The organism is Microbacterium sp. KHB019, assembly GCF_037285405.1.
In the GTDB taxonomy this organism is placed as follows: Bacteria; Actinomycetota; Actinomycetes; order Actinomycetales; family Microbacteriaceae; genus Microbacterium.
The window spans coordinates 58136-78977 of record NZ_JBBDHF010000003.1; the positions used below are offsets into that span (position 1 = coordinate 58136).

24 protein-coding genes and 1 tRNA gene are annotated in these 20842 nt (G+C 67.9%); 18 read left to right on the forward strand and 7 right to left on the reverse strand.

All coding sequences use genetic code 11. The annotated features are described in order from the left end of the window. Window positions 1-16 precede the first annotated feature (16 nt). From KHB019_RS11440 to KHB019_RS11475, 8 genes are all read left to right on the forward strand, one after another. A complete protein-coding gene (locus KHB019_RS11440) occupies window positions 17-214 on the forward strand; it encodes a DUF4244 domain-containing protein (RefSeq protein WP_230103621.1) in 198 nt (65 codons plus the stop codon). A gap of 5 nt (window positions 215-219) precedes the next feature. Beyond that, window positions 220-564, forward strand: a complete 345-nt coding sequence (locus KHB019_RS11445; protein WP_325471928.1) for a TadE family type IV pilus minor pilin — start codon at window positions 220-222, stop codon at window positions 562-564. After that, window positions 564-893, forward strand: coding sequence for a helicase (locus KHB019_RS11450; protein WP_230103619.1), 330 nt, complete (start codon window positions 564-566; stop codon window positions 891-893). Before KHB019_RS11445 ends, KHB019_RS11450 begins: the two co-directional genes overlap by 1 nt. Window positions 894-984: 91 nt before the next feature. After that, window positions 985-3840 carry a type I DNA topoisomerase gene (gene topA, locus KHB019_RS11455; protein WP_337459022.1) on the forward strand — a complete coding sequence of 952 codons (2856 nt, stop codon included), beginning with the start codon at window positions 985-987 and terminating at the stop codon, window positions 3838-3840. Further along, entirely contained in the window at window positions 3837-4463 is a 627-nt protein-coding gene (gene tmk / locus KHB019_RS11460; protein WP_230103617.1) for a dTMP kinase, read from the forward strand. Before topA ends, tmk begins: the two co-directional genes overlap by 4 nt. Window positions 4464-4525: 62 nt before the next feature. Beyond that, the gene (locus KHB019_RS11465) at window positions 4526-5680 is read left to right on the forward strand and encodes a DNA polymerase III subunit delta' (protein ID WP_325471926.1); all 1155 of its coding nucleotides are present in this window, start codon (window positions 4526-4528) and stop codon (window positions 5678-5680) included. Then, window positions 5677-7242 (forward strand): alpha/beta hydrolase, encoded by a 1566-nt coding sequence (locus tag KHB019_RS11470; RefSeq protein ID WP_414684044.1) that lies wholly within the window; start codon window positions 5677-5679, stop codon window positions 7240-7242. The genes KHB019_RS11465 and KHB019_RS11470 overlap by 4 nt, the downstream gene beginning before the upstream one ends. A gap of 58 nt (window positions 7243-7300) precedes the next feature. Then, window positions 7301-7376: transfer RNA gene (locus tag KHB019_RS11475), tRNA-Thr, on the forward strand. 60 nt (window positions 7377-7436) lie between these two features. On the opposite strand, the gene KHB019_RS11480 is transcribed toward KHB019_RS11475, so the two are convergent. After that, a complete protein-coding gene (locus KHB019_RS11480) occupies window positions 7437-7880 on the reverse strand; it encodes a VOC family protein (protein ID WP_230103615.1) in 444 nt (147 codons plus the stop codon). 65 nt (window positions 7881-7945) lie between these two features. Between KHB019_RS11480 and KHB019_RS11485 the strand changes: the two genes are divergently transcribed. Genes KHB019_RS11485 through KHB019_RS11495 form a run of 3 tightly spaced genes read left to right on the forward strand, consistent with a single transcriptional unit; the run spans window position 7946 to window position 9722 of the window. Next, window positions 7946-8545, forward strand: a complete 600-nt coding sequence (locus tag KHB019_RS11485; protein ID WP_230103614.1) for an isochorismatase family protein — start codon at window positions 7946-7948, stop codon at window positions 8543-8545. Further along, window positions 8542-9075: a DUF1697 domain-containing protein gene (locus KHB019_RS11490; RefSeq protein WP_230103613.1), complete on the forward strand. Its 534-nt coding sequence runs from the start codon at window positions 8542-8544 to the stop codon at window positions 9073-9075. Before KHB019_RS11485 ends, KHB019_RS11490 begins: the two co-directional genes overlap by 4 nt. Next, window positions 9072-9722: an IMPACT family protein gene (locus tag KHB019_RS11495; protein WP_230103612.1), complete on the forward strand. Its 651-nt coding sequence runs from the start codon at window positions 9072-9074 to the stop codon at window positions 9720-9722. Before KHB019_RS11490 ends, KHB019_RS11495 begins: the two co-directional genes overlap by 4 nt. Here the strand turns inward: KHB019_RS11495 and KHB019_RS11500 are convergent. Beyond that, window positions 9717-9926 carry a hypothetical protein gene (locus tag KHB019_RS11500; protein ID WP_325471924.1) on the reverse strand — a complete coding sequence of 70 codons (210 nt, stop codon included), beginning with the start codon at window positions 9924-9926 and terminating at the stop codon, window positions 9717-9719. The genes KHB019_RS11495 and KHB019_RS11500 overlap by 6 nt on opposite strands. A 25-nt stretch (window positions 9927-9951) precedes the next feature. Here KHB019_RS11500 and KHB019_RS11505 point away from each other — a divergent pair, with 25 nt between their 5' ends. Both KHB019_RS11505 and KHB019_RS11510 read left to right on the forward strand, forming a co-directional pair. Continuing rightward, complete coding sequence (locus KHB019_RS11505) at window positions 9952-10467, forward strand: CGNR zinc finger domain-containing protein (RefSeq protein ID WP_325471923.1); 516 nt, start codon at window positions 9952-9954, stop codon at window positions 10465-10467. A 75-nt stretch (window positions 10468-10542) separates the two neighbouring features. Further along, entirely contained in the window at window positions 10543-10791 is a 249-nt protein-coding gene (locus tag KHB019_RS11510; RefSeq protein WP_230103609.1) for a hypothetical protein, read from the forward strand. Between the two features lie 329 nt (window positions 10792-11120). Here the strand turns inward: KHB019_RS11510 and KHB019_RS11515 are convergent, their stop codons facing one another. The 3 genes from KHB019_RS11515 to KHB019_RS11525 all read right to left on the reverse strand — a co-directional run bounded on the left by KHB019_RS11515 (window position 11121) and on the right by KHB019_RS11525 (window position 13742). Continuing rightward, window positions 11121-12359 (reverse strand): amidohydrolase, encoded by a 1239-nt coding sequence (locus KHB019_RS11515; RefSeq protein WP_337459023.1) that lies wholly within the window; start codon window positions 12357-12359, stop codon window positions 11121-11123. Continuing rightward, the gene (locus KHB019_RS11520; protein WP_325471922.1) at window positions 12356-12988 is read right to left on the reverse strand and encodes a trimeric intracellular cation channel family protein; all 633 of its coding nucleotides are present in this window, start codon (window positions 12986-12988) and stop codon (window positions 12356-12358) included. Before KHB019_RS11520 ends, KHB019_RS11515 begins: the two co-directional genes overlap by 4 nt. 94 nt (window positions 12989-13082) lie before the next feature. Continuing rightward, window positions 13083-13742, reverse strand: coding sequence for a fasciclin domain-containing protein (locus KHB019_RS11525; RefSeq protein ID WP_230103606.1), 660 nt, complete (start codon window positions 13740-13742; stop codon window positions 13083-13085). Window positions 13743-13894: 152 nt separating this feature from the next. On the opposite strand from KHB019_RS11525, the gene KHB019_RS11530 reads away from it, so the two are divergent. The 5 genes from KHB019_RS11530 (at window position 13895) to KHB019_RS11550 (ending at window position 18847) form a co-directional block, all read left to right on the forward strand. Further along, the gene (locus KHB019_RS11530) at window positions 13895-15607 is read left to right on the forward strand and encodes a cytochrome c biogenesis protein DipZ (RefSeq protein WP_337459024.1); all 1713 of its coding nucleotides are present in this window, start codon (window positions 13895-13897) and stop codon (window positions 15605-15607) included. Window positions 15608-15651: 44 nt separating this feature from the next. Continuing rightward, window positions 15652-16251 (forward strand): ECF RNA polymerase sigma factor SigK, encoded by a 600-nt coding sequence (gene sigK, locus KHB019_RS11535; protein WP_230103604.1) that lies wholly within the window; start codon window positions 15652-15654, stop codon window positions 16249-16251. Then, window positions 16248-17012 carry an anti-sigma factor gene (locus tag KHB019_RS11540; RefSeq protein WP_337459025.1) on the forward strand — a complete coding sequence of 255 codons (765 nt, stop codon included), beginning with the start codon at window positions 16248-16250 and terminating at the stop codon, window positions 17010-17012. Before sigK ends, KHB019_RS11540 begins: the two co-directional genes overlap by 4 nt. A 20-nt stretch (window positions 17013-17032) precedes the next feature. Beyond that, the gene (locus tag KHB019_RS11545; protein WP_230103602.1) at window positions 17033-17659 is read left to right on the forward strand and encodes a DNA-directed RNA polymerase subunit beta; all 627 of its coding nucleotides are present in this window, start codon (window positions 17033-17035) and stop codon (window positions 17657-17659) included. Between the two features lie 303 nt (window positions 17660-17962). After that, entirely contained in the window at window positions 17963-18847 is an 885-nt protein-coding gene (locus KHB019_RS11550) for an aminodeoxychorismate lyase (RefSeq protein ID WP_337459026.1), read from the forward strand. A gap of 161 nt (window positions 18848-19008) precedes the next feature. On the opposite strand, the gene KHB019_RS11555 is transcribed toward KHB019_RS11550, so the two are convergent. Both KHB019_RS11555 and pstB read right to left on the reverse strand, forming a co-directional pair. Then, window positions 19009-19839 (reverse strand): endonuclease domain-containing protein, encoded by an 831-nt coding sequence (locus KHB019_RS11555; protein ID WP_325471920.1) that lies wholly within the window; start codon window positions 19837-19839, stop codon window positions 19009-19011. A 221-nt stretch (window positions 19840-20060) separates the two neighbouring features. Continuing rightward, window positions 20061-20840: a phosphate ABC transporter ATP-binding protein PstB gene (gene pstB / locus KHB019_RS11560; protein ID WP_337459027.1), complete on the reverse strand. Its 780-nt coding sequence runs from the start codon at window positions 20838-20840 to the stop codon at window positions 20061-20063. Between the last annotated feature and the right edge of the window lie 2 nt (window positions 20841-20842).

Sequence of the window (20842 nt, forward strand, 5' to 3'; positions counted from 1 at the left end):
AAGAAAGAAGGAACACATGAACACCATCCCCACCCTCACCAGACGCCGTGCATCGTCACTGTTCACCGACGAGTCCGGGGCCGCAACGGCCGAGTACGCGATCACGACGATGGCCGCTGTGGCCTTCGCCGGGCTCCTGGTGGTCATCATGCGGTCGGACGAGGTGCGCGGCATCCTCACCGATCTCGTGCGCCGGGCGCTCACCGTGTCGTGACCGGCATGTGCGCGAAGCACGATGCGGAGCGCGGCTCCGTCGCCGCCGAACTCGCCCTCGCCCTGCCCGCGGTCGCGCTGACGCTGCTGCTGGGTGCGGGGGCGCTCGGAGCGGCGGCGCAACTGGTCTCGGTTCAGGATGCCGTCGCCGACGCCGCGCGCCTCCTCGGCCGCGGCGAGAACGAGGCGTCGGCGCACGCCACGGTCGCGGCGTCGGTTCCCGGTGCGCACGTCAGCAGTGAGATCCGTGGTGAGTTCGTCTGTGTCAGCGCGCGGATCGATGCGCGGGTCGGGCGGCTCATCAGCATCCCCCTGTCCGCGTCGAGCTGTGCTCTGACCGGAGGCCTGTGATGGCGGGCGCCGCGCTGTCGGCGAGCATCCTCGCCGTCTCGGCCGCGCTCGCGGTCGGACTCGCAGCCGTCGGCGGTGCCGCTGTCACTGCCCAGCGCGTTGCGGGAGCAGCGGATGCTGCGGCCCTGTCGGCTGCGGATGCCGCATCCGGGGCGATCATCACCGACGACGAGCCGTGCGCGCTCGCCGCGCGGGTCGCCGCGGCGTCCGGCGCGACGCTGACGGCGTGCACCGTCGACGGCTTCGTGGCGACCGTGCGTGTCGAAGCGGCGTACGCTGGTCTTGCTGCCGTCTCCCGAGCCCGCGCAGGGCCGCCCGAGGGATTCTGACGGCACCACTCCCGAGACTCCGCTCACGGCTCCGCTGTGAACGCGCCACGACCGTGGTGTGTATGGTGTGCTTCGAAGAAAGGACGCACCCTTGGCTGAAGGCAAGAAGCTCGTCATCGTCGAGTCCCCGACGAAGATGCGGTCGATTCAGGGGTACCTCGGCGACGACTACGAGGTGCTCAGCTCCGTCGGCCATATCCGCGACCTCGCAGACAAGAAGGACATCCCGGCCGCTGACAAGCAGGCGTACGGGAAGTACTCCATCGACATCGACAACGGCTTCGACCCGTACTACGTCGTCTCCGATCGCAAGACCAAGACGGTCGCCGAACTGAAGCGCGCACTGAAGCACGCCGACGAGCTCCTGCTCGCCACTGATGAGGACCGCGAGGGCGAGGCCATCGCCTGGCACCTGCTCGAGACGCTCAAGCCCAAGGTGCCCGTGAAGCGCATGGTGTTCCACGAGATCACCAAGGACGCCATCCGCGCCGCTGTCGGCAACACCCGCGAGCTCGACCTCGCGCTCGTCGACGCGCAGGAGACCCGCCGCATTCTTGATCGCCTCTACGGCTGGGACGTCTCGCCCGTGCTCTGGTACAAGGTCAAGACCGGGCTGTCCGCCGGGCGGGTGCAGTCCGCCGCGACGCGCATGATCGTCGAGCGGGAGCGCGAGCGGATGGCGTTCGTCTCCGCCGACTACTGGGACGTCGAAGCAACCGCATCGAGCGGCACCTCATTCCGTGTGCGCCTGGTGCGCGTCGACGGGGGCCAGCTGGCCCGCGGAACCGACTTCGACGACACCGGAAAGCTCAAGAAGGCCGTCGTCGTCCTTTCCGAGAAGGACGCCACCTCGCTCGCGCACGCCGTCGACGCCGCCGGTGCCGGAACCGTCACGAAGGTGGAGGCCAAGCCAGGAACGCGCAGCCCGTACGCCCCCTTCACGACCTCCACACTGCAGCAGGAAGCCGGTCGGAAGCTCTCGATGAGTGCCAAGCAGGCGATGAGCGTCGCCCAGCGTCTGTACGAGAAGGGCTTCATCACCTATATGCGAACCGACTCGGTCGCCCTCAGCACCCAGGCGGTGCAGGCTGCGCGCAGCCAGGCGGTCGCGCTCTACGGCGACAGTGCCGTGCCTCTGAAGCCGCGCGTGTACAAGTCGAAGAGCAAGAACGCTCAGGAGGCGCACGAGGCCATCCGCCCGTCCGGCGAGAACTTCCGCAAGCCCGCATCCGTCTCGGGTGAGCTCGACCGTGAAGAGCTGCGCCTGTACGACCTGATCTGGAAGCGCACGGTCGCCAGCCAGATGGCCGACGCGAAGTACGAGACCACGACGGTCACGATCTCTGTGAGCGCCGACGGCAAGAACGCCGAGTTCACGGCATCCGGCACCGTCTACACGTTCAAGGGCTTCCTCGACGCCTACGAGGAGGGCAAGGACGAGAAGCGCGGCGACGCCGACGCCGAGTCCGACCAGTCGCTTCCCGCCGTCGCGGTCGGCGACGAGCTCGCGATGTCGGATGCCGAGGCGAAGGGGCACAAGACCACGCCTAAGCCCCGCTACACCGAGGCATCGCTGGTCAAGGCGCTGGAGGAGCACGGCATCGGCCGCCCCTCGACGTTCGCCAGCATCATCGGCACGGTCATCGATCGCGGCTACGCGACCAAACGGGGCCAGGCGCTCGTGCCGACGTGGATGGCGTTCAGCGTCGTCCGGTTGCTCGAGGAGCACTTCGCCGACCTCATCGACTACGACTTCACCGCAGCGCTCGAGGACGACCTCGATGCGATCGCCCGCGGCGAGCAGAAGCGCGTCGAGTGGCTGCACTCGTTCTACTTCGGGTCCGACGCGCACGTCGGACTGCGTCAGGTCGTCGACAACCTCGGTGAGATCGACGCGCGCGCGCTGAACTCGACCCGGATCACGGAGAACGCCACGCTCCGATTCGGCAAGTACGGTCCGTACCTCGAGGTCGTCGACCCCGCCAAGCCGGATGAGCGCGGCCGCATCGTGAACGTCCCGGAGGACCTCGCGCCGGATGAGCTCACCGCGGCGAAGGCGCAGGAGCTCATCGACGCACCCGTCGCCGGTGACCGTGTTCTCGGGGAGAACCCCGAGAACGGTCGCGTCATCGTGGTCAAGGACGGCCGCTACGGCCCCTACGTGCAGGAGAACCTGCCCGAGGACGACGCCGTCGTCGACGAGGAGACCGGCGAGGTCGTCGAAGCGCCGAAGAAGAAGACGGCGAAGAAGGATGCGCCCAAGCCCCGCACCGGGTCGCTGTTCCGCTCGATGTCGGTCGACACCGTCGATCTCGACACCGCGCTGAAGCTGCTCAGCCTCCCGCGCGTCGTCGGCGTCGACCCCGAATCGGGCGATGAGATCACGGCGCAGAACGGACGCTACGGCCCCTACCTGAAGAAGGGCACCGACTCGAGGTCTCTCGAGAGCGAGCAGCAGATCTTCGACGTGACGCTCGAGCAGGCTCTGGCGATCTACGCCCAGCCGAAGTACGGCGCCGGTTCCCGCCGAGCCTCCAGCGCGCTCGCCGAGTTCGACGCCGACCCTGTGAGCGGCAAGCCGATCCGGGTGCGTGACGGACGCTTCGGCCCGTACGTCACCGACGGCGAGACGAATGTGACCATCCCTCGCGGTCAGAAGCCAGAGGACATCACGTTCGAGATCGCGGTGCAGATGCTCGCCGACAAGCGGGCCAAGGGCCCGGCTCCGAAGCGCGGCGCGAAGAAGGCTCCGGCGAAGACAGCGGCCAAGAAAGCACCGGCGAAGAAGGCCGCGGCCAAGAAGTCGCCAGCGAAGAGCGCGGCCGCCAAAACGGATGCCGAGAAGGCCGCTGCGCGCTCGGCCGCGGCGAAGAAGGCTGCTGCCACCCGCGCGGCGAACGCCGCGAAGCAGCGCACTGAGCCTGCCGAAGTGAAGGCGAACGCGTGACCGCAGGCCGCGGCCTCTGGATCACGCTCGAGGGCGGCGATGGCTCGGGCAAGACGACCCAGGCCGAACGACTGGAGGCGTGGTTGGCCGATGCCGGTCGCACGGTTCTGCGCACCCGCGAACCGGGCGGCAGCGAGGTCGGCCAGTTGATCCGCGACATCGTGCTGCATCACCGCGGCGACATCGCGCCCCGCGCGGAAGCGCTGCTCTACGCCGCCGACCGCGCGCACCATGTCGCGACGGTGGTGACCCCGGCGCTCGGGCGCGGTGAGATCGTGCTGCAGGACCGCTACCTGGACTCGTCCGTCGCCTACCAGGGCGCGGGGCGGGTACTCGACGGAACCGAGGTGCGCGACCTGTCGCTGTGGGCGACCGAGGGAGCGCTGCCCGATCTCACCGTGCTGCTCGATCTGGATCCGGTCGCAGCCAGGAAGCGGCTCGACTCGGCGGACAAGCCGTTCGACCGCCTTGAGGCGGAGAAGCTAGACTTCCACACTCGCGTCCGAGAGGCGTACCTCGCGTTGGCGGATGCCGAGCCGGATCGATTCCTCGTGCTGGATGCCGCGGCATCCGCCGATGCGATCGCCGACGCGATCCGCACTCGCGTCTCGACCCTCCTCTGACCCGCCCTCACAGGCCCGTCCGGCGAGCAGGCCGTGTCGGCGGCGACAGTTAGGCTGAGACCATGACCGCGACCCTCGCTCCGTTCCCCTGGACGGACGTGTGGGGGCAGGACGACGCGGTCGAGACGCTCAGGTCCGCGGCAGCCGATCCCGCCTCGCTGTCCCACGCATGGTTGATCACCGGCCCACCAGGATCAGGACGATCGACTCTGGCCTACGCGTTCGCCGCCGCGCTGATCGCCGACACCCCCGATGACGAGCAGACAATGCGCCAGGTGCTCGCCGGCACGCATCCCGACGTGACGGCGCTGCGCACCGACAAGGTCATCATCACGATCAAAGAAGCGCGGGCCCTGGTCGAGCGGTCGTACTTCTCGCCGTCCGCCGGGCGCTACCGGGTCATCGTCGTCGAGGATGCGGACCGCATGGTCGAGCGCACCTCGAACGTTCTGCTCAAGGCGCTCGAGGAGCCGCCGGAGAGGACCGTCTGGGTCCTGTGCGCACCGAGCGAAGCCGATCTGCTGCCGACCATCCGCTCACGGGTGCGTCCGCTGAGGCTGCGTGAACCCGACGTCGACGATGTCGCGCGCTTGATCGTGGAGCGCACCGGAGCTGCTCCCGAGGTGGCGGAGCAGGCGGCCCGCCACTCGCAGCGTCACATCGGAATGGCTCAGCGCCTCGCGACCGACGAGTCGGCCCGTCGCCGGCGCGACAGCACGCTGCGATCGGTGCTGTCCGTGCGCGGTGTCGGCAGCGCGGTCGAAGTCGCCGGCGACATCATCCAGGCAGCGACCGACGACGCCAAGGCGCTCACCGCCGAACGCGATGCGTCCGAGCGCGCGTCTCTGCTGCGCACGGTCGGTATCGCTGAGGGCCAGGCTGTGCCGCCGGCGCTGCGCGCCCAGATCTCGGCTCTCGAGGACGACCAGAAGAAGCGCGCCACCCGCAGTCTGCGCGATGGCATCGATCGTGTGCTCACCGACATGCAGTCGATGTTCCGCGACGTGGTGATGCTGCAGTACGGTCGCGGCGACGACCAGATCAACCGCGAGCTGGGATCCGAGCTCGCCGCGCTGGCCACGGCGTGGCCGGTGGAACGTACGCTGGTGGTGCTCGATCATCTGGCCGAGACCAGGGAGTCGCTGGAGCGCAACATCGCTCCGACGCTGGCCCTGGAGAGTTTGCTCGTGACGGTCGCGAGCGGGAGGAAACCGTGAACACTCGACAGACTTCTCGCCTGCGGCGGATCGCGGCGATCGCGGCAGGGCTCGTCGCGGCATCCATGATGCTGAGCGGATGCCTGTACGCGATGATCCCGGAGGGCGCGGCCCCCCGTCCGTCGGTGACGAACACCCCGGACACCGAGGGCGTGTCCGCTGAGCTTCTGCCGTACTACGAGCAGACGCTCGAGTGGACTCAGTGCGACAGAGGGGGCGCGGCCTTCGACTGCACCTACGTCAACGCTCCGCTCGATTGGGAGAACCCCGGCGACGGCGACATCCAGCTCTCGATCGTGCGGCACCAGGCGGCCGGAACGCCGGCCGGGTCGCTGCTGACGAACCCGGGCGGGCCAGGAGCGAGCGGCCGCGACTTCATCCTCGACAACCTCAGCTACGCCGTGAGCACCGACCTCGCCGACAACTACGACGTGATCGGGTTCGACCCCCGGGGCGTCGGTGATTCCACCGCCGTCCGCTGCTTCGACGCGGCGGGCATGGACGCGTACCTCTACGACATCCCGGCATCCCCCCGCGGTACCGCGGAGTGGGAGGCGGAGCTGACTCAGCGCAACAAGGCGTTCGCCGAGGCGTGCGATGCGAACAGCGAAGGCATCCTGCCGTTCATCACGACGGTGAACTCGGCACGCGACATGGACCTGATCCGCGGGGTCCTTGGTGACAAGCAGCTCAACTATCTCGGCTACTCGTACGGCACGTTCCTCGGAGCGACCTATGCCGACCTGTATCCGCAGAAGGCCGGTCGTCTCGTGCTCGACGGCGCCATCGATCCGGCCGTCTCCGGGATGAACGTCGGCACCACCCAGGCGCTCGGCTTCGAGTCCGCGCTCCGCGCATACATGCAGGACTGCCTGGACTCCGGGTCGTGCCCGTTCAACGGCACTGTCGACGAGGCGATGGCAGACCTCGGCGCGCTGTTGGCAGCTGTCGACCGCACGCCGCTGAAGAACGACGACGGGCGGATGCTCGGCGCGGATTCGCTCATGACCGGCATCATCGCCGCGCTGTACTCGGCAGACAGCTGGACCTACCTCACCCAGGCCCTCGACGGCGCCCTGCAGGGCGATCCGTACACGGCGTTCGTGCTCGCCGACTTCTACAACGCCCGCGAGGACGGCACGTACCTCGACAACTCGAGTGAGGCGTTCAGGGCGTACAACTGCATGGACTATCCGGTGGAGGATGATCAGGCGGCGCAGGACGCCGCCGACGCGAAGATCGCTGCCGGGGCTCCGACGATCGCCCCGTACTGGAGCGGTCCTGATTCCTGCGAGGTCTGGCCGTACCCGCCGACGGGCACGCGCGGAGAGATCCATGCCGAAGGCGCAGGTCCCATCCTCGTGGTCGGTACGACCAACGACCCCGCGACGCCGTACGAATGGTCCGTCTCGCTCGCGAAGCAGCTCGAAGAGGGTGTCCTCATCACGCGCGTCGGCGAGGGGCACACCGGCTACAACAAGGGCAACGTCTGCGTGGACAGCGCCGTCGACGCGTACTTCCTCGATGACACCGTGCCCGATGCCGACGTGAAGTGCGACTGATTCGCGATAGCGGCGTCGACACGGTAATATCGTTGATCGCGCCGCTTCTGCGACGCACGCCGCTTTAGCTCAGTCGGCAGAGCATTTCACTCGTAATGAAAAGGTCGTCAGTTCGATTCTGACAAGCGGCTCCACAAGCCCCGTGATGCGAAGAGCATCACGGGGCTTCTTCGTCTCCCGCGGAGCCGAAGAGGTCAGCCGAGCCGCTCGGCGAGCGCCACGATGATGCCCTCCGGCCCGCGCACGTACGTCATCAGCCAGTAGTTCTCGTATTCGCCGATGCCGCCGTCCAGGTGGTAGCCGGCTGCTGTGAGTCGCTCGACCATCTCGCGCAGCCCTGTGACCTCGAACGCGACACTGCGGATGCCGATCTCGTTCGCCATCGCCTCCGGTTGTCCTGCGCCCGGGGCTGGGCGCTCGAACGTCGACAACTCGATCCCTGTACCGCCTCCGGGTGCGTGCAGCATCACGATCGTCGTCTTCGCGTCGGGGATGCCGCACACGGTGTCGAGGAACTCTCCTTCCATGGGCATCGGTCCGCCCTCGATCTCCAGTCCGAGATCGAGGAAGAACTTCGTGGCGGCATCCAGATCGGAGACGGTGATACCGACATGGTCGAATCGCTTGATGGCAGACATGCGGCGATTCTTCTCCACCGGACAGCAGATATCCACGGGTCTCGACGGGAGCGTACGCTCGAATCATGAGCCGAGCACTCCTCATCGTCGACGTGCAGAACGATTTCACCGAAGGCGGCGCGCTTGCGGTCGCCGGAGGGGATGCCGTGGCCTCCGCCGTCTCGGAGTTCCTGTCGGCCCACGCGCCCGAGTATGACGTGATCATGGCTTCCCGCGACTGGCATGAAGCGGACAGCGACAACGGAGGACACTTCGCCGAGGCGCCCGACTTCATCGGCACCTGGCCGGTGCACTGCGTGGCAGACACCGCCGGCGCCGAGTACGACCCGCTGCTGGCGACGGATGCCGTCACGCATCACGTCCGCAAGGGCCAGGGCGTGCCGGCGTACTCGATGTTCGAAGGCGGGACCGAGGACGGCGCGACCGCTGCGGCTGTGCTGGGGGAGCACGGGGTGCTCGCTGCCGACGTCGTCGGGATCGCGACCGACCACTGCGTCCGGGCATCGGCGCTCGACGCCATCGCCCACGGCGTGCACGTGCGGGTGCTGACAGACCTGGTCGCCGGGGTGGATCAGGCGTCCAGCGATGCGGCACTCGCCGAGCTCGCCCACGCTGGGGCGGAGCTCGTCCGCAGCGACGAGGCGTTCGAGAGCCCGGCCTCGTGAGCCGCAGCGTTCTGCTGCTGCGCGCCGTGAACGTCTCGGGCCGTAACAGCGTCCCGATGGCGCGGCTCCGCGAGGTGCTGGCATCCGAGACCGACCTGCAGAACGTTTCGACGTACATCGCGAGCGGCAACATCATCTGCGACACTCCTGCCGACCCGGCCGCGGCGTGTGCAGGCGTGCGGAAGGTCATCGCCGCCGATTTCGGCGTCGACACCCCCGTCATCCCGCGCACGCACGACGAGCTCGTGGCGGCGCTGGAATCGCATCCGTTCGCAGACGGGGCTGAGAAGCTCGTGCACGCGATGTTCCTCGAAGCGGAGCCGTCAGACGGGGCCGTTGAGGCGCTGCGGGGACGCGCAGTTCCGGGGGAGGAGGTCGAACTCGTCGGACGCGACCTCTGGATCAGTTACAGCGAGAACGGCGTCCACGCGACGAAGCTCACCAAGGCGGTGCTCGACCGCGCGCTCGGCGTCGCCGGTACGGCCAGGAACCTCCGTACGACGCGCAAGCTCGCCGAACTCACAGCGTGACCCGGTACCCCGCGACGATCGCTCACGCGGTCGAACACGAGACGGTGATCAAGAAGTCCCGGTTCATCGCGTTCGTCGCCCCCGTCGCATCGCCGGAGGAAGCGGATGCGGTGATCGCCGCCGTCAAGAAGCGTACGTGGGATGCCAGGCACAACTGCTCGGCGCACGTGACCGGTTCCCTGGGGGAGCGGGCGCGCTCGTCGGATGACGGTGAGCCATCGGGGACCGCTGGCGTTCCGATGCTCGAGGTGCTTCGACGACGCGAGCTCACCGACCTCGTCGCCGTGGTGACGCGCTACTTCGGCGGGGTCAAGCTCGGTGCCGGCGGACTCGTCAGGGCGTACTCATCGGCTGTGTCGGAGGCGCTCGATCTCGCGGTGCTCGTCGACCGGCGAATGCTCACCGGGGTCGAAGTGGCGGTGATGCACGCGGATGCCGGACGCTTCGAGAACCTGCTTCGGGAGTGGATGCAGGGCCGGGATGCCGTGCTCGACGACCCCGTCTACGCCAGTCGTGCGACCTTCACGCTCTGGGTCGCGCCGGACGAACTCGATGCGCTCCGTGCAGAGGTGGCCGCGGCATCCGCCGGCGCTGTGCCGGTGCATCCGACCGGCGTGGAGCGCCTCATCGACGTGCCGCGGTCATGATGCAGTGTCGACGCTGCGGCTGAGGGCGACGGGTGGCAGCTGCGGCCTCGACTGCAGGTCGACGCGCCTCGCCGTGCACCCTGCGCAGCGCACGTAGATCACGAAGCCTTCGCTGGTGCGATGTCTCGACTCGGTGAGCCAGGCGTGCTCGTGCATCGTGAGGGTCGTCTGCTGGGGGATCGGCCGAGTGTGCAGTGTGGTCATGAGACCAGCGTGATGTAATGGTCTTATGCATCTCAACCCTTACGGTGAGTACGCGGTGCTGCTGGCAGCGTCTCTCGCGAACGAGTGGCCGGACGACCGGCAGGGTATCGAGGATCGCACTCTGGATCTCGGCATGACCATGACGTTCCCGCCGGCGCAGGACGACCACGCCCGTGTGCGCGACGTGATCGACGACTGGCTCCGAATCGTCGACGAGCCGGATCACGCTGCTCGCGCCGAGCTGCTGAACGTGCAGCTCGCTCAGGCGGCTGCCTACCCGCGGCTCACCGATCACGACGGTGAGGGCTGGCATCTGCACTATCGCGACGACGTGCAATCACTGCCGTACGTGCTGCGCGCGATCATCAGCGTCGGCACCTCACTGCACCTGGTCACACGTGGCATGGACCGGCTCGGACGATGCGCTGCAGCGCCCTGCACGAACGTCGTGGTCGACGTCACGCGCAATGGCCGGCAGAGATTCTGCTCCGTGCGATGCGCGAACCGCGCCGCAGTGCGCCGGCACCGGGCGCGCCAGTGAGCACAGTCACAGGCCTCGTCCGTGCATCGCGGCGGACCGCCAGTTGCGCCCCATGCGCTGGTACGTGACGATCGCATGGCAATTGCGGCAGCGAACGTCGCACTTGCCAATCTCCTCGACGACTGTTCGAGTGCTGAATCCATCGCGCACGAGTTTCATCACGGCGTCACGTTTCGATGTTCCTGGACGATGGTCGAAGTCGAGAACTCGGAGGTCGGCGTTGCCGCAGTCTATGCAGGGATGGGCCAGGAGGAACTCGGATTGAAGTCGGTCAACGGTCTGACCCTCCGGCAGGTGCCGCATTTCTTCATGGCGTCACACTAACGCCGGGGTCAGACGTAATTGCGGTGGGCCCCATGGGGCTCGAACCCATGACCCGCGGATTAACATGCCACTTCGGCTTTCGCCGCCGTCCAATGGACGTTCGTGGTCTGGACTGTCCCTTCACCCTGGCTTGCGCTGTAGGTGCCACCCGTCCAGTCTCTACACCTTCCGGACTTTCATCCGGCTTGGCTCGGGATTGCCAACTGGTCTCCCAGGAAGGGTTCCCCGACTTTGAGTGGTGTCATCCCCGGAGTTTCCCCCGAGGCGCTCCTATTTTTTGTTGAAGTCCGATGCTCTGCCAACTGAGCTAGAGGCCCGCGTATGCGAGTCTATCGGTTCTTCTCGAGGCCCAGCCACGCGCCGGCGGCGACGACCAGTGCGGCCGTCCCCGTCGCGAGCGTCGGCTGCATCACCGGCAGGAACAACGGCGAATGGTTGGCCGGGATGTCGGAGAACACCGTGCCTCTGCGCTCGGCCTCGGCCCAGGCATCCGGATCCGTGCCGCCGATCGACCAGTACGTGTAAGGAGCGCCGAGGGCGCGTGGCACGTCGCTGAAGTCCTCGCTGGCGGTCTGCAGCTCCATGGGCAGCGCGCGATCGCCGAAGTGCTCGGTGAACGCGAGAGCCACGCGCGTCGTCGCAGCATGATCGTTCTCGGTGAGCGGGAAGCTATCGTGCACCTCGATGGTGGGCTCCTTCGGCGAGCCGCTCGCCTGGCTCTCTCCACGGGCGATCCGCTCGATCGCCTCGAGCATGTGGGCGCGGGTCGCATCGGTGTAGGTGCGGAGGTTCAACTCGAGCACGGCGTCATCCGGGATGATGTTGCTCCTCGACCCCGCCCTGATGCTGCCTACCGTCAGCACCGCCGGCTCGGTCGGCGCGATCTCGCGCGAGACGACCGTCTGCAGCCGCACCACGATGAGGGCGGCCAGCACCACCGGGTCGACCGTCTTCTGAGGCATCGACCCGTGTCCGCCCCTCCCGAACACGGTGATCCGCACGCTGTCGGCGCTGGAGAGCACCGGGCCCGGCCGGGTCAGGACTGTGCCTGCGGGGCCGGGGAGCACATGCTGCCCGAGCGCGACGTCGGGTTTCGGGATGATGCCGGCCAGCCCGTCATCCAGCATCCCCCTCGCCCCGTCGCCCGTCTCCTCCGCCGGCTGGAACAGCGCCACCAGCGTCCCCTGCCACGAGTCCTGATGCGCGGCGAGCAGCCGCGCGGCGCCCAGAAGGCAGGCGACGTGCACGTCATGCCCGCACGCGTGCATCACGGCATCCACCGTGCTCGCGTACTCGACGCCGGTCGCCTCCGTGATCGGCAGAGCGTCCATGTCGGCGCGCATCAGCACGGTCGCACCATCCCCGTTGCGCAGGATGCCGACGACTCCCGTTCCGCCGATGCCGGTGTGCACCTCGAAACCCCACTCGGTCAGCCGCTGGGCGACCTCGCCCGCGGTCCGCATCTCGTGGTGCGAAAGCTCGGGATGCGCGTGCAGGTCGCGGTACAGCGCCTCCTGATCCTCTCGGATGGAGTCGTAGTCGTTCAGGATGCCGACGGCGATGCTCATTCGGATGCCCTTCCTCTTCTCGGCTGTCCCTGCGCGTGCGGGATGCGCCAGTGGAATCGCAGCGACAGCACGCGGAACACGAAGACGACGATCGCCGCAGCCAGCACCGTCGCGATGTTCGGGAGCACGGTGAACCAGAGGACAGCGACGATCGCGGCCCCCAGGAACGCCGGCACGGCGTACAGATCGGAGGAGTTGAACAGCTGCGGATCGCGGTTGGCGACGACGTCGCGCAGCAGCCCTCCGCCGACGCCTGTGGTGACGCCGAGCAGCATCCCGGCGACCGGGTTCATTCCTGCTTCGAGCGCCTTGACCGTCCCGGTCGTGCAGAACAGCGCGAGGCCCGCCGCGTCGAAGATCAGCAGCGGGCGCGAGTAGCGTTCGATGCCGCCTGCGAGGAAGAACACCAGCACGGCGGCCGCGACAGGAGCGGCGAGATGGACCGGTTCGGCGAACGCGGTCGGGGGGACGCCGATGATCAGGTCGCGGATCACGCCGCCGCCGAGCCCGGTCAGGCTTCCCAGCAGCAGCGAGCCGACGATGTCGTAGCCGCGCTGCGCGGCCAGAAGCGACCCGGAGATCGCGAAGAAGAAGGTTCCCAGCAGATCGGCCGTCAACGCCCAGTTCATGCGCGTGTGCCGCCGTCATCCGCTGAGAACCGCATGAGGCAAGGATATGCGGCGCGCCCCGTCGCGAGAACGAAGGGCGCGCCGCATGGGTGGGTCACTCAGCCGGCGGCATGAGGACCGAGTCGATCAGGTACACGGTGGCGTTCGCGGTCTGCACACCACCGCAGACGATGTTGGCGTCGTTCACCATCCACATGTCTCCCTCACCCGTGACCTCGAGGTCGGCGCCCTGCACGGTCTTGTGCATGCCGGCGATGTCGGCGGGCTCGATCTGACCGGGGACGACGTGGTACGTCAGGATCGACGAGAGCATGTCCGAGTCGGTCTTCAGCGTCTCGATCGTGGCGGGGTCGATCTTCGCGAAGGCGTCGTCGACCGGCGCGAACACCGTGAACTCGTCGCCGTTGAGCGTATCGACGAGGTTCACGTCGGGGTTGAGCTCTCCGCTCACTGCCGAGACGAGCGTGGTCAGCATCGGGTTGTTGGATGCTGCGACCGCGACGGGATCCTGCGACATGCCCTGGATGGAACCTGCGCCATCCGGCACGGCCTCAGCGTAGGCCTCGCAGCCGGGGCCGACGAGGTTGGCGGCCGGGTCCATCGTGTCGGGCGCAGCCTCAGACGTCTCAGGGGCGGACGGCTCGGTGGACTCCTCGGCCGTGCTGCCGCCGCCCATCGAACATCCGGCCAGCAAGAGCACGCTGGCGAATCCGAGCGACAGTGCTGCGGTCATCTTCTTCTTGGTGCTGAACATCTCTACCTCCGGGGTTCGGAGCCGCGACATCTCCGCGGCGTTGATTGCTGTTCGGAACCCCTGGCGGTTCGGATGGGAAGAATCTCAGATTCGTTTCGGTCAATCCGAATGACCCTCGACGCCGAAGAACTCGCAACAGAAGCGAGGAGCTCATGGACCTGGTACTCATCGGCCTGCTCGGAGGGCTCATCACCGGCATCTCGCCGTGCATCCTGCCCGTCCTGCCCGTCATCTTCCTGACCGGAGGCGCGCAGTCCGCGAGCTTCGAAGGCGACGGCGAGGTGATCCCTGCGCGCCGAAGCCGCCCCTATCTCGTGATCGCCGGGCTCGTCCTCAGCTTCACGCTCGTCACGCTCGTCGGCTCGCTGATCCTCGGCCTGCTGGGGCTCCCGCAGGACGTGCTGCGCTGGGCGGGCATCATCGTGCTGATCATCATCGGCGTCGGCCTGCTCATCCCGCGGTTCGAGCAGCTGCTCGAGAAGCCCTTCCAGTGGCTGCCCCGCAAAGAGGTCAAGAACCAGGGGAGCGGCTTCGGCGTCGGGCTCGCGCTCGGAGCGGTGTTCGTGCCGTGCGCCGGCCCCGTGCTCGCCGCGATCATCGTGGCCGGGTCCACCGGGCAGATCGGCCCCGGCACAGTGCTGCTGACGGTGTCCTTCTCGATCGGAGTCGCAGTTCCGCTGCTGATCTTCGCACTGGCCGGCCGCAGCGTCGTGAACCGCATCCGTGCCTTCCGCACCCGCGAGCGCGGCCTGCGGATCGCCGCCGGCATCGCGATGATCGCGCTCGCCGTCGGCCTCGTGTTCAATGTGCCGCAGATGCTGCAGCGGCTGCTGCCCGACTACACCGCTCCGCTGCAGCAGGAGCTCACCGAGAACGACGCCGCAGAAGAGGCGCTCGGCCTCGGCGGCCTCGTCAACGACGAGAACCAGGACCTCGACAAGTGCACGAACGGTGCGGAAGAGCTCGAGTCCTGCGGCACCGCGCCGTCGATCCGCGGGATCGAGCATTGGCTCAACACTCCTGACGGTGAGGCGATCGAACTCGACGACCTGCGCGGCCAGGTCGTGCTCATCGACTTCTGGGCGTACTCGTGCATCAACTGCCAGCGATCGATCCCGCATGTCGTCGGCTGGGATGAGACCTATCGCGACGCCGGGCTGCAGGTCATCGGCATCCATTCGCCGGAGTACGCGTTCGAGAAGGACGCCGGAAACGTCGCGGCCGGCATCCGCGATTTCGGGATCGAGTATCCCGTCGCACTCGACAACACCCTCTCGACCTGGACCAACTACCGCAACCGCTACTGGCCGGCGCACTACCTGATCGACGCCGAGGGCACCGTGCGGCACATCTCGTTCGGCGAGGGCAACTACGAGGCCACTGAGAAGATGATCCGCGAGCTTCTCGTCGACGCCGATCCCGACGTCCGGCTTCCCGCCGAATCCGGCGTGGAGGACGAGACGCCGGAGCTCGGCTCGACGACGCCTGAGACATTCCTCGGGTCGTCCAAGGACGTCAACTACGGCGGCGGGGACGAGTACGGCGCGGGGACGTCGGAGTTCTCCTTCCCCGCGGACCAGGACGAGGACACGTTCGCGCTCGACGGCACGTGGGAGATCGCGTCGCAGTACGCCACACCGGCAGAATCCGGCGCCGAAGTGCGTCTCAGGTATCGGGCGTCCGAGGTGCGGATGGTGCTGGCCGGCGAGGGCGAGGTCACTGTGACCGCTGACGGCGACAGCCGCACGATCGACGTCTCGGGAACCCCGCGATCGTATCGCCTGCTCCAGGGGGAGCCGGGTTCGGGGGAGCTGACGGTGCAGATCCCCGAGGGCATCCAGGCCTACTCGTTCACCTTCGGATGAGCTGATGATCGGTGAGTGGTCAGGGCGAAGGGGATTGATACGGCATGCTTGTGGAGATGGTCATCGACGGTGTGGACGTGCCGGAGGACGGTTCGGCGGGGGATCCCGTCGCCGATCTCCTGGTCAGCGTCGCGCGCGGAGACCAGCGGGCGTTCGCCGAACTCTACGATCTGCTCTCCTCGCGCGTGTTCGGACTCATCCTCCGCGTGCTCGTCAACCGAGCGCAGAGCGAAGAGGTGCTCCAGGAAGTGTTCCTGGAGATCTGGCAATCCGCTGGCCGGTTCGCTCCGAACAAGGGGCAAGGACGCACCTGGGTTCTCACGATGGCCCACCGCCGCGCGGTCGATCGTGTGAGGGCGTCGCAGTCCAGCACGGATCGGGACGTCCGGGCCGGGATCCGAGACGTCGCGGTTTCCCACGACAGCGTCGCCGAGCAGGTGGAGCTGAGCATCGAGGGCGAGCGGGTCGTGACAGCCCTGAGAACGCTGCCCGAACCGCAGCGTGAGGCGATCGTGCTGTCGTACTACGGCGGTTACAGTCAGAGCGAGATCTCCGTGCTCATCGGTGCTCCGCTGGGAACGGTCAAGACGAGGATGAGAGACGGACTCTCACGACTGAGGAACGAGATGGGGGTGAACGCATGAACGAGAACGAGTTCGCTGAGCTCGCGGCAGGTCGCGCCCTGCACGCGCTGTCGGATGCTGACGAGCGCCGCTATGCGGACGCCCTCGCCGCGCATCCCGAATGGGCGGCTATCGCCGAACACGACGCCGAGACGGCTGCGCTCCTGGCTGATGCCGCGCAGGCGTCCGTGCCGCCCGCCGGCATCAGAGACGCCCTGCTCGCGAAGATCGCCGTGACTCCTCAGACGGATGCCGCTGAACCAGCGCCCGCGCGCACGTCTGCGCCCGGACCCGCTTCTGCGCCCGATTCCGCGGAGCGTCCGCGGCGCTGGAGCCGCCGACTGTTCACGCTCGCCGCATCCGTCGTCCTGATCCTGGGACTCGGCATCGGCGCCGCTGTTCTCATCCCGCAGCTCGTGCAGCCGGCATCCGTGGTGGCACTCGAGAAGATCGAAGCGGCGTCCGACGCGCAGCAGGCCACCGTCGAACTCGAGTCGGGTGCTGAGGCGACGGCTCACTGGTCCGCATCCGTCGGCAGTGCGGTCCTCGTCACCGCTGGGCTGGATGCTCTGGACGAAGACCAGACCTACCAGCTCTGGTTCGTCCGCGGTGAAGAAGCGCTCCCCGCAGGGCTCTTCGAGACGGAGGCGGGCGCGGCCACCGCGCTGCTGGACGGCGCCATGCACGAGGGCGACGTGATCGCCGTCACCGTGGAGCAGGCCGGCGGATCCCCGACCGGGCTCCCCACCACGGATCCGATCATCGCGATCCCCACCGCCTGAAGCGCGAGTAGCCTGGACGGATGCCTGAGCATCACCGGCCCATTCGTCGACCCACTGCGGCGTTCGACAACCTCGTCGGCTCAACCGATTCGGCTGAGGCCATGAGGGTCGCGCACGCCACGGCGTCCGCGCTGCTCATGCGCGCGCGCGAGGATGAGAGCGGCGAGAGCACTGAGCGCCTGATCGCCTTCACCGCGGAGCACGGCATCGACGACATCGCCGAGCTGTGGGCGCAGGCACCTGCTGTGTCGCTGCCGGGCGCGTTGTGGCGGTTGTACCTGCTGCAACTGGCGATACACACGGATCCGCAGACCTCTGCGCTGCTGTACGAGCGAGGGCGTGTCGAGCTGGCGTCGGCGGATGCCGTCGTCGCAGGGGCGCCGGTGCCGGCGAGCCCGGAAGAGATCGTCGCGCTGATCGACACGATTCTGCGCGGCGCGTTCCGCGGGGACTTCTCCGTCGCGCTCGAGCGGGCGGCCGCGTTCTGTCGGGTGCAGGTGTCGGGCGCGACGTATCTTGCCGACGACTACGACGCCACGGAGCCTGACCGGGCGACAGAGCTGACCGCGAGGGCGCGCAGGCTGCACCTGTACGCGAACGACCTGACCGCGGCGGCGATGCTGTGGCGGGCCGACGCGCTCGCCTGAACGGACGGCCCGACCTGTCGCACCCGGATCCGTGCGTGCACAGCTTCGGATGCCGGAGGTGACACGCCGTGCGATCGCTCAGGTCGGCGGCGTGTCGTCGTCCACGTCCGAAGTTGTGCCCGGCTCCGGCCCGTTCGCGGGATCGGCTCTCGCCCCGAAACAGGAAGACCGGGCCGCAAGAACGCCTCTCGGCGGAAGGCCGCTCTAAGCGGCAGAAGTTGGAGCCCGGGGTTATGCGGCCCGGCCACTCCAGTGTAACGTCCCCGCGCCCTGGGTATTCCTGAGTGGCCGTAGAGTCTTCTCATGGCCCAGCGCTTCGCTCTGATTCTCGACCCAGCCGATGCCGCTGAGGAGCGCGCCGACTTCTCCGACACCTTCACGGTGGTGGATGCCGGGGCGCCGGCGCTCAGCGTGAGCGAACTGAGCACCCAGCGCGGCGACGGCGTCTTCGAGTCGATCGGCGTGGTCGATGCGCACGCGCAGGAGGTCGTGCCGCACCTGGAGCGCTTGGCGAATTCCGCCCGGATCTGCGATCTGCCGGCGCCGAACCTGGAGCAGTGGCGTCAGGCGGTCGCCGTGGCCGCTGCGGAATGCCCTGCCGGCGAGTGGGTCATCAAACTGATCCTCAGCAGGGGAGTGGAGCACGGCCCGACGCCGACCGCCTGGGTGACGGCCGCCCCAGCGGCGGTCTTCACCGCGGTGCGAACATCGGGCGTCTCCGTCGTGACGCTGGACCGCGGCTACCCGCTCGACGCTGCAGAGCGCGCGCCGTGGCTGCTCCTCGGAGCCAAGACACTGTCGTACGCGGTGAACATGGCGGCGCTCCGCGAGGCGCACCGCCGGGGCGCCGATGACGCCGTGTTCCTCTCCAGCGACGGCTTCGTGCTCGAGGCACCGACGGCATCCCTCATTCTGCGCTTCGGCGACCGATTCGTCACACCGGTGCCGAGCGGCGGCATCCTGCAGGGCACGACGCAGCTCAGCGTTTACGAGTACCTGGAGGGGCGCGGGTTCGAGGCGGGCTACGAGCAGGTGCCTGCGTCGCGGATCGCCGAGGCGGATGCCGCATGGCTCGTCTCGAGCGTCCGCCTGGCCGCGCCCATCACGGCCGTCGACGATCGCCCGCTGCCCGTCGACCATGCGCTGACCGAGTCCCTGAACCAGTACCTCCTCTCTCCGCGCGACTGACCCGGCGGTCGGCGTCCCCCCCCCCCCCGCCCCCCCCGGAGCCCGCCCCGGCCCCGGGCGTGCATAACTTCGGATGCCGGGGACGACACGCCGCGACTCGGGCTGCAGCCGCGGCGTGTCGAACGACCCGGCCCGAAGTTGTGCACGAGGAGGTGGTGGGGTCAGGTGGTGGGGTGAGCGGCCATGGCAGCGAGGATCGCGCGTTCGACGGCATCCCAATCGTGGACGATCATGGCGTAGTCGAAGCGCAGCGTCACGTAGCCCCACGCAGCGGAGTTCGCGTCTCTGACAAGATCCTTGTGCCGATGGCTCTCGCCGTCGTGGTTCTCCTTGCCGTCGGCCTCGACGATCAGCCATCCGTCGATGAGGAAGTCGACCTTGCCGGTGCCGAAGATCCATACCTGGCACTGCAGATCCCAGCCGTGATGCCTCGTTCGCAACCGGATGAGCGACTCCAGACCGCTGTCCGCGTCGTCGCGGGAGAACTCGATCAGATCCTGGCCGCGACGATCGATCAGGCGGTGCAACCGCCGCAGAGCCGGTGCGGAGATGAGGCCTTTCCTGCGGGCCGACTCCAGCGCGACGAAGAAGCTCTCTCCGCCGCGGCATCCATAGACCTGCAGGAGCACGCGTTCGACTGGGGGCAAGCCGAAAGCGGATGGGGCGTCGGCGTGATCCCAGTGCGGTGTGCAGTCGCACTCGGCCTTCTCGCCGTGCTCGTACTGATGGCGCTCCCCGCGCATCCACACGTGCACGCCGTCGACGTCGTCGAGCACCCAGAGGCCGAGATGACGGGCCGCGCTCTCGCACGCGAGCGAACCGCCGTGCGCAGCGGCATCCACAGCATCCGTGCACGCGTCGACGCCGGCATAGACGCCTCGGCGCACCCGTCGGAGGAGTCCGACGGAGTGCTGCGACTCGATCTCGCGGCGGCTGAGGTCACCGCGCAGCTCGGCATAGGTCCAGATCGCCGGGGCCCAGGTCTCGCACATGCCGCTGAGCCTGCAGCATCCGTCAGTCTCTCTGCGGTCTGCTTCGCGCATTCCGTGGAGCATCCGCTCATTCGCCTCATTGTGCAGAGCAACTCGCCCCGGGCACGACTTCGGATCCAAACGGTGACACGCCGCCGATCAGAGCGATCGTGCGGCGTGTCGTGCGCGGCATCCGAAGTTGCGCCCGGGAGCACGGATGCGAGGGGGCGGCCGGGCCGGGCCTACCCGAAGCGGCCGGAGACGTAGTCCTCTGTGGCCTGCACCGACGGCGTCGTGAAGATCGTGGCGGTGTCGTCGTACTCGATGAGCTTGCCGGGCTTGCCGGTGCCGGCGATGTTGAAGAACGCCGTGCGGTCCGACACCCGCGAGGCCTGCTGCATGTTGTGCGTCACGATGACGACCGTGTACTGGCTCTTGATCTCGGCGATGAGCTCCTCGATCGCGAAGGTCGAGATCGGGTCCAGGGCCGAGCACGGCTCGTCCATGAGGATGACGTCGGGGGAGACGGCGATCGCGCGAGCGATGCACAGACGCTGCTGCTGACCACCCGAGAGGCCAGAACCCGGCTTGTCGAGACGGTCCTTGACCTCGTTCCACAGGTTCGCGCCGCGCAGCGACTTCTCCACGAGGGCGTCCTGGTCGGACTTCGCCATGCGCGAGTTGTTCAGCTTGACCCCGGCGAGCACGTTCTCCTTGATCGACATCGTCGGGAACGGGTTGGGGCGCTGGAACACCATGCCGACCTGGCGGCGCACGAGCACGGAGTCGACACCCGGCCCGTAGAGGTTCTTGCCGTCGATGAGCACCTCGCCCTCGACACGGGCACGCGGAATGACCTCGTGCATGCGGTTGAGGGTGCGCAGGAACGTCGACTTGCCGCAGCCGGACGGGCCGATGAACGCCGTCACCGTGTTCGGCTTGATGTCGATGCTGACGCCCTCGACGGCGAGGAAGTCGCCGTAGTAGACGTTGAGGTCGTTGACTTCAATGCTCTTTGACACTT